Source organism: Sphingomonas hankookensis, assembly GCF_022664465.1.
Taxonomy (GTDB): Bacteria; Pseudomonadota; Alphaproteobacteria; order Sphingomonadales; family Sphingomonadaceae; genus Sphingomonas; species Sphingomonas hankookensis.
This window is the reverse complement of record NZ_JAKREV010000009.1, coordinates 62,071-68,951: the sequence shown is the minus strand read 5'-3', so window position 1 is coordinate 68,951 and position 6,881 is coordinate 62,071. Positions and strand designations below refer to the sequence as shown.

Here is a 6,881-nt window from a genome sequence, read left to right as displayed (position 1 = left end):
GTCATAGGCAGGATCAGGGCTACTTCCCCAACCAGCGCTTCATCTTAGCGCCGAACTTTGATGGCACCGATATCGCCCGTCCAAGTCGTAAAAGGGTTCAGTACGATCCGCGATTACCCCATGTTCTGTGTACCGACCCCAGCATGGTGACGCGCTTCCGTTGTTTCTGGATGCGCCCAGCCAGTCGCCCATATTCCGGGTTCGTGGCACGGACCTTCCCCCTCTCGAAAGCCGCGATCCGTTCCGCCATGAACATATCGAGTTCATGGAGGTAGATGTTGGCCAAGATTGGAGAGACGATACCGCCCTGCGGAGTGCCGCTGTAGGTCCGGGTGTGAACCCGGTCTTCCATAACACCCGCCTTAAGCATGCTGCCGATCAAGCCGATGAATTTCTCGTCATCGATCCTTTTCCGCAACAGCCGCAGGAGGATGTCGTGGTCGATGTTCTCGAAGAACCCCGCGACATCCACATCTACGAGCCATTTCACCCCCGTCCATACGGCTTTGACGTGTTCAAGCGCCGTATGACACGACCGGCCCGGCCGGAATCCATGGGAGGCGTTCGAGAACACCGGTTCATAGATCCGTTCGAGCAGTTGCCGCGCCACTTCCTGAACGAGGCGGTCGTCGCGCGTGGGAATGCCCAGCGGACGCCGTTTGCCCTTGCCTTTCGGGATAAACACCCGACGCACTGGTTTGGGATCATAGGTCCCTGCCGTCACGCTGGCGATAATCGGGTCGAGGTCTTCCGGTCCGAAGTCCGCGAAGGTCTCGCCGTCAATACCCGGCGTCATCGCACCCTTGTTGGATCCGATCTTCTGGAGCCCCTCCTCCCAAAGGAGGCGAGACCCCATCAGACGATAGAGTCCATTCACCCTTTTGCCCGACGCAACGAGCGCCGGAATGGCCTCCAACCGGCCTTTCACAGTTTCTGGCAGCATCAGCACACCCCATGATCGGTGGTTGAAGAATCACAGCTGCCGCCCTTCCCCCGGTCTTCCCCGCTTTCGGCCCGATCGCTCGAGACCTTATACAGTTGCACCGCCGCCTCCGAAGAGGTCGATGTCCCGGGCATTACCCCGGGCATTTGAGTAATATGGCGGCTCCGTACCCATGCAGGCCGGCAGAAGCCGCCTGTTTAGGGCATCCCGTAGTTACGCTGAATGGAGATGCGGCGCGGTTAGGTGTCCCGTTCGTCCACTAAACCCCTCGACGAGAGGCGCACCGGATGGGCTGAGAAACAGGCGGCCAAGACATGAGACCGCTGTCATCATCCGGACCTGGCGTGACAGTCGCTTTCGCCAGTATCGCTATATAGATTGCTGCAGACTGGGATTTAAGCAGTGTAGCCTTCACCATACGCACCTTGCCCTGACCGTCATCGCCTCCATTTGCGACTAAGACGCATCTGGCCTTTTCCGAACATGCTATTGTTCCCCGTCCCTTTCGGGATTTCAGACCTTGTGAGGCCCGAGGTTAGTCCGGCGAGCAGAGGCATTCTCAACTTACCTCATCATCACTGATACTCCATTTCAGCGCCGCAACGGCGCACTATCCTTGTAGGCGAACACAAATCCGTCCTTGGCACGCGGATTCCAGCTGACCAGGCAGACGGCCGCGAAGGCGGGTTCGTCGGTGCCGTCGGTCGACGGCACCACGGCCGCGTACCAGACCTTGTTGCGCAGGCAGGAAGAGGCGATGACGCGCAGCGCCTTGCCCTTCCCGTCGGCATCGCGGTTGTCGTAGGTGAATTGCGCGTCGAGATAGGCTTTGGGGCCTGTGTGCGGGAACATCGACGACAGCGGCATGCTTAGCCAGCCCATGATGGCGGTCCTTTCGCGTGTGTGGACGGGTGATCGATCAGCCGAACAGGCTGACCGGCTCGGCGACCGGCGGTGTGAGCCGCAATTCCTTGCGCAGCCGCACGGCGAACCGCTCGGGCGCGAGCAGGTCGCGGATCGAGGCGTAGCAGTCGCGCTCCCCGAGGTGATCGTGACGACCGCTGACGCGGCGGTAGATGACCTCGCGGTCGGCCATGGTGCCGTGGAGCGATAGCTGCATCCACAGCTCCTCGCCGTGGAGGGTGATCTCGCCGGACCGGGAGGCGTGGCTGCGGTTCGAGCGAAGGTCGTAGTGCGCGGGGTCGAGCCCCAGCGTTTCGGCGAGCCGGCGCAGCGCCTTGCGTCCGTCGCTGTGGAAGCGATCCTTGGCGGCCGCATCGTGCGCGACGCCGCGCACCGCGAGCGTCAGCAGCGCCGGGTGCTGTCGCAGCTCGGCGATACGGTCCATGCAGCGCCGCTTGAGGAGCGCGTCTTCGGACTGCCGCGCGGTGACGCTTGCGAGATGGCGGGCGAGCAGGATGACCGCGGGATCGGTCTCGAAGGCGATGCCGGCGTTGCGGCAGTCGTCGATCGCGCGGGTGATGGCGTGAAGGCTTGCTCCAATCGTGACCAGCGCGCTCGGGTCGAGCGCCTGCTGGTGGCGGAAGGCGACATCGTAGGGCATGAGCGATCTCCCGAGCGCCTCACGCGCTCAGAAATTCGCTCCCCCTCCCCTTCACGATAACCAGTTACGTAATTGCTCCGGTATTTCAGGATCGATGTCCTCGCCCGGTTGCATAGGCCGCAGACCCTGCTCCGCGTCGACCGCGGCCTGCAGATGACAGGCGGCAACGGTCGCTCCGTCGTCGGTCGCGTCATAAAGCGCGAGCGCCTGCCGCATTAGCGCGAGCCGTATATTGTCGCTCATGCCAGTCTCCCACTACGGTCTGCCGCCATGATTGCGTTCGGGGCAAACGAAAGCAGGCCCATAATGGTTGTAACGGCCGTGCGCTCATCGCAGCCTCCATCGGCCGACAAGGTCGACCATTGCGTCACGATAGCCCCACGCATCGGGATAGATCGCAGGCTCCTGCGCGAGCCAGGCCATGACAATTAGCATGTCCTCGGAAATGATCGCGTCGCAGTTGCTGAGGTGGAGGATGGGGAAGTGGCCGTTGTCGTCACCATTCCACCACGCCAGCAGGAAGTCCGCGACGCGCGCGGCCTGCCCGGTATCGGACGAGGCGACATCCACGAGGCGGCCGATCGCGGCGCCGACCTCGTCGAAGGCGAGTGCGCGGATGAGGGGGCGGCGTTGCGGTTGCATGGTGCGTATCCTGTCCTATCGGGTGGAAGCTGTCATGCGATCAGGATGGGGCGTGCTTCCCGGCCTGGGCGATCATCACGGCGACCGCCTCGTCGAGCGCGGCGTCATCGCCGTTGACCATGCGCGCCGACGGGGTGAGGCGTTGCACGCCGGCGAACACGATGGCGGGTGTCCTGCCCTTGAGCCGATAGCAGAACACCTGGTCGCCCTCGATCGTCACCAGCTTCGTCCGGCATTGCCGGCGCAGCCGCTTCGCCTCCTCGATCCGGGTGATGAGCGCCGCCACCTCGAATTCGAGGCAGTGCGGCATGACGCTGTCGCCGAGCCGCGAGACGGGCCGGTTGGCGGCGAGCCAGGCATCGACCGCCTGTTCGGTGACGCTGCCGACGGCATGGTAATCGTCCGCGGCGCCATGACCGCGGTTCGAGGCGAGGAAGGCGCGCTGCCCATCGATCCAGATCTCGGCCGAGTAGCAGGTCGTTTCCTCGGACAAAGCGTCGACCACCTTCAGCTTGCGCAATTCGATGTGCATGGTGCGATCTCCAGGTCATGCTGCGAGGGCTTCGGGTTGGTCGATCCCGGGCACGCCACCCGCGGCGGCGTTATGGAGCCAGGTCACCGCCTGCTCGGCTTTCGCCGCGGCCTTGATGATCGCGCTTGAATCGCCCTTCAGGATCTTCAGCCAATGATCGACGTAGCTGGCGTGGTTGTCGTGCAGCTCGCCGGGCAGATTGAGGTCGGCGCAGACCAGGCACTGGCCGATGCAGGCGACCAGCTCCTCGAACGCATAGGCGTTGTCGCCGAACTTCTTGCCGAACTCGCGGTTGAGGCGCTGCGGCGCACCCGAATAATGGACATATTCGTGGGCGAGCGTGCTGGCGTAATGATCGTCCGAGCGGAATGCCCCGCGCTGCGGCAGCTGGATATAGTCGCCGATCGGCGAATAGAACGCCTGGTCGCCGCCATGTCGAACGGTCGCAGGCAGGCTCCCAAAAAAGGCATCGATCGCGGCGCGGTGCCGGCTCTCGATGCGAGGCTCGGGCGGTGCTGGCACCGGATAATAATAAGCCGGGAGGCCGTCGATCTGGTCTACGTTGAACACCGTGTACGAGCGCAGGAACCGGATATTCTTGGTTGCGGCCTCGCCTGTGACGCGGTCCGCCTCTGTTTTCGAGAAGGTCGAATAATAGACGCTGTGCGCGCCATGCTCGCCGCGACGGACCTGCCCGCCCAGCTCGGTCGCCTGTCGGTAGGTCATCCAGTTGCGGCCAGAGAACCCCTGGGCGTCGCCGATTGCCCAGAGATAGAGCGCGTTGATGCCGGTGTAGGGCGTGCCGCAATGCCGCAGCGGTCGGCCCCCTGCCCCGGTCAGCCCCCAGGGGCGCGACCAGGGGAGGACGCCGGCTTCCAGCTTGGCAATGATGAGGTCGGTGATCTCGGCCGCGATATCGCGGCGCGGCGCAGTCGATTTGCGGGGAAAGGTCATGGGAAAACTCCCTCGATGCGCGGGCCACGCGTGACGGGCCGCGGGTAAAAAGAAGGCGGCCGCCCCGGTGAGGGACAGCCGCCAAGGTGTGCCCGGGAGACGAACGGGCCGGGGGTATCGGGGGGCTATTCGGCCGCGATCAGCGCCTCGTCGCTGTCGATTCCGGCATCGTCGGCACCGAGATCATTGGTGTCGCCGTCGTCGTCGAAGCCCTCATCGTCGGGCTCGTCGCCGAACGCCTCGTCAGCATCGGCGGCCGACACGAGGTCGAACCGCATCGCGTCGGGCACCCAGGCGAGCGCCGCTTCCTTGGTCTCCGCCTCGGTGATCGCCTCGCCGGCGAACAGCTTCTCGCAGCTGGTCGAGATCTCGCCCTTCTTGGATGCCATGTAGCGGGCCGCGAGCGGCGCGCCCCCGACGCTGGTAAGCAGCGCGAGCAGCGTACCCTTCGACACGCGGTCGAAGAAGTTCGCCGAGGTCGGGCGCCACCATTTGGCGGGTTCGATCTCGAGGATCGAGGCGAGCCGCGCATGGAGCGGGTTGGTCGTGACCGAGCTGTAATCGGGCTTGGCCTCGAGCGAGGTCGCCACCACGACCGCGAGCCAGGCCGCCTTGGCGTCGTCGCTGAGCGCGCGGAACGCCTCGAACCGCTCGACCGGGTTCGACCCTTCCGTCCACGACGTGTCGAGACCCTCGCGGGCTTCGGCGATCGCGACCTGCGCCTGCGTGGCGGGCTGATCCTTGGGCATCTGCGGGTCCTGCGGACGCCCTGCCCGAACCGTCGTCCCGTAGCGGCCGTAGCCGTGGCTGGGGTCGGCGAGGCAGAACAGCATATAGTCGAGCGCGAGCCCCGGATCGCCGAGGATCGAGGCGGCGAGGATGTCGCGGCGCTGGACCGCCAGTTCGTCATGGAGCCGCGCGCTGAGCGGCTTGCCGCCAGGAGCGACCGCCTCGGGCGGCAGGTCGGCGGTGCGACGCGACGACGGCGACGACGGCAGCGGCCGATCGTCCCCGGGCAGGCGGATCGGCGTTTCGCTGTAATAGGTCGTGTCGAGCGTCATCTTGCCGTCGCGGCCGAGCGTCAGGAAGACGCCGACCTGGCCCTTGACCTCGTCGGTCAGCTCGGGCGCCTTGTCGTGGATCGCCTGATATTCCTCGCGCAGCCGATCCGATTCCGCATCGAGCGCGGCATAGGTGTCGTCATCGATACCCTCGTCCTCCATATCGCTCTCGATGACCTGCACGCGCTCCTCGATCTTGTCGCAGCGCGTCTGTTCCTCGTCCGTCAGCGGCGCTGCCGGCAGCGTCACGCGGTGGAGGTCGGACGTGATGCCGTAGAGGCTGGTCGTGGCGACGGGGCGCACCCATGCGACGCCCAGTTCCTCGCCGAGCCGCTTGGCCTCGGCCTCCATCAGCGAGGCAGCGAGCGTCTGCGCGAGTTCCGGGTCGGTCCAGCGGTCACCGTCCTCGCTGAACAGTTCGCGCTCGATGCGGCCGCCCGCGGCGACATAGGCATCGGCACCGACCAGGATCGCGATCGGATCCGTCGCCTTCATCGTGTCGTTGGCGATCGCGCGACGGATCTGGTCGGCGTTGACGTAGGATGAGTGACCATACTGCTCGAACACGCGCTCCTGCTTGGCCTTGTCGGCCGTCGAGCCGTAGGCCTTGGCCATCTCGTAGGAGATCTTGCCCGCGGCCAGGGCTTCGAAGATCGGTTCGGCAAGATCGGCGAGGCGCAGCCGTCCCTCGATGAAGCGGCGGGTCTGGCCAAACCGTTTGGCGACCGCGTCGACGTCACCGTCGGTCTTGAGGAAGTGCTGGAACGCGACGCATTCCTCGGCGACGGTCATCTGCTCGCGCTGGAAATTCTCGGTCAGCGACACCTCGCGCAGGTCCGCCTCGTCGCCGGTGATGATCTTGACCGGCACGTCATAGTCGGCGGCAACGATCTCGCCGGCTTCGGCCAGCATCATCGCACCGAGATAGCGGCGATCGCCGGCGATGATCTCGAACATGCCCTTCGGGCGGGCGGCGGTCACCAGCAGGTTCTGCATGATGCCGCGAGCGCGGATGCTGGCGGCCATCGCCTCGATATTCTTGGGCGGGGTGGTGCGCACGTTCTTCTCGGAACGCTTCAGCTTCGCGAGTTTGACGGTCTGGGTCATCTATCGTCTCCATGAGCGGGAAAGTGTCCGGTGCATGGGTGTTTCCCCCGACCCGGACACCCTCCCCGCTCCTTCTCC

General features: G+C 64.9%; 8 protein-coding genes. All 8 read right to left on the bottom strand.

What is annotated here, in order from left to right:
• Window positions 1–97: 97 nt before the first annotated feature.
• Complete coding sequence (locus MF610_RS17555; RefSeq protein WP_242201567.1) at window positions 98–943, bottom strand: reverse transcriptase domain-containing protein; 846 nt, start codon at window positions 941–943, stop codon at window positions 98–100.
• Between the two features lie 591 nt (window positions 944–1,534).
• A complete protein-coding gene (locus MF610_RS17550) occupies window positions 1,535–1,825 on the bottom strand; it encodes a hypothetical protein (protein WP_242201566.1) in 291 nt (96 codons plus the stop codon).
• Window positions 1,826–1,862: 37 nt separating this feature from the next.
• Window positions 1,863–2,507 carry a hypothetical protein gene (locus MF610_RS17545; protein ID WP_010408914.1) on the bottom strand — a complete coding sequence of 215 codons (645 nt, stop codon included), beginning with the start codon at window positions 2,505–2,507 and terminating at the stop codon, window positions 1,863–1,865.
• Between the two features lie 51 nt (window positions 2,508–2,558).
• Window positions 2,559–2,750 carry a hypothetical protein gene (locus MF610_RS17540; RefSeq protein WP_024310640.1) on the bottom strand — a complete coding sequence of 64 codons (192 nt, stop codon included), beginning with the start codon at window positions 2,748–2,750 and terminating at the stop codon, window positions 2,559–2,561.
• 84 nt (window positions 2,751–2,834) lie between these two features.
• Window positions 2,835–3,149 carry a DUF7673 family protein gene (locus MF610_RS17535; RefSeq protein ID WP_010408907.1) on the bottom strand — a complete coding sequence of 105 codons (315 nt, stop codon included), beginning with the start codon at window positions 3,147–3,149 and terminating at the stop codon, window positions 2,835–2,837.
• 40 nt (window positions 3,150–3,189) lie between these two features.
• Window positions 3,190–3,669, bottom strand: a complete 480-nt coding sequence (locus MF610_RS17530; protein ID WP_126027344.1) for a hypothetical protein — start codon at window positions 3,667–3,669, stop codon at window positions 3,190–3,192.
• A gap of 27 nt (window positions 3,670–3,696) precedes the next feature.
• The gene (locus MF610_RS17525; protein WP_242201565.1) at window positions 3,697–4,635 is read right to left on the bottom strand and encodes an ArdC family protein; all 939 of its coding nucleotides are present in this window, start codon (window positions 4,633–4,635) and stop codon (window positions 3,697–3,699) included.
• Window positions 4,636–4,760: 125 nt separating this feature from the next.
• Window positions 4,761–6,803, bottom strand: a complete 2,043-nt coding sequence (locus MF610_RS17520) for a ParB/RepB/Spo0J family partition protein (RefSeq protein WP_242201564.1) — start codon at window positions 6,801–6,803, stop codon at window positions 4,761–4,763.
• Between the last annotated feature and the right edge of the window lie 78 nt (window positions 6,804–6,881).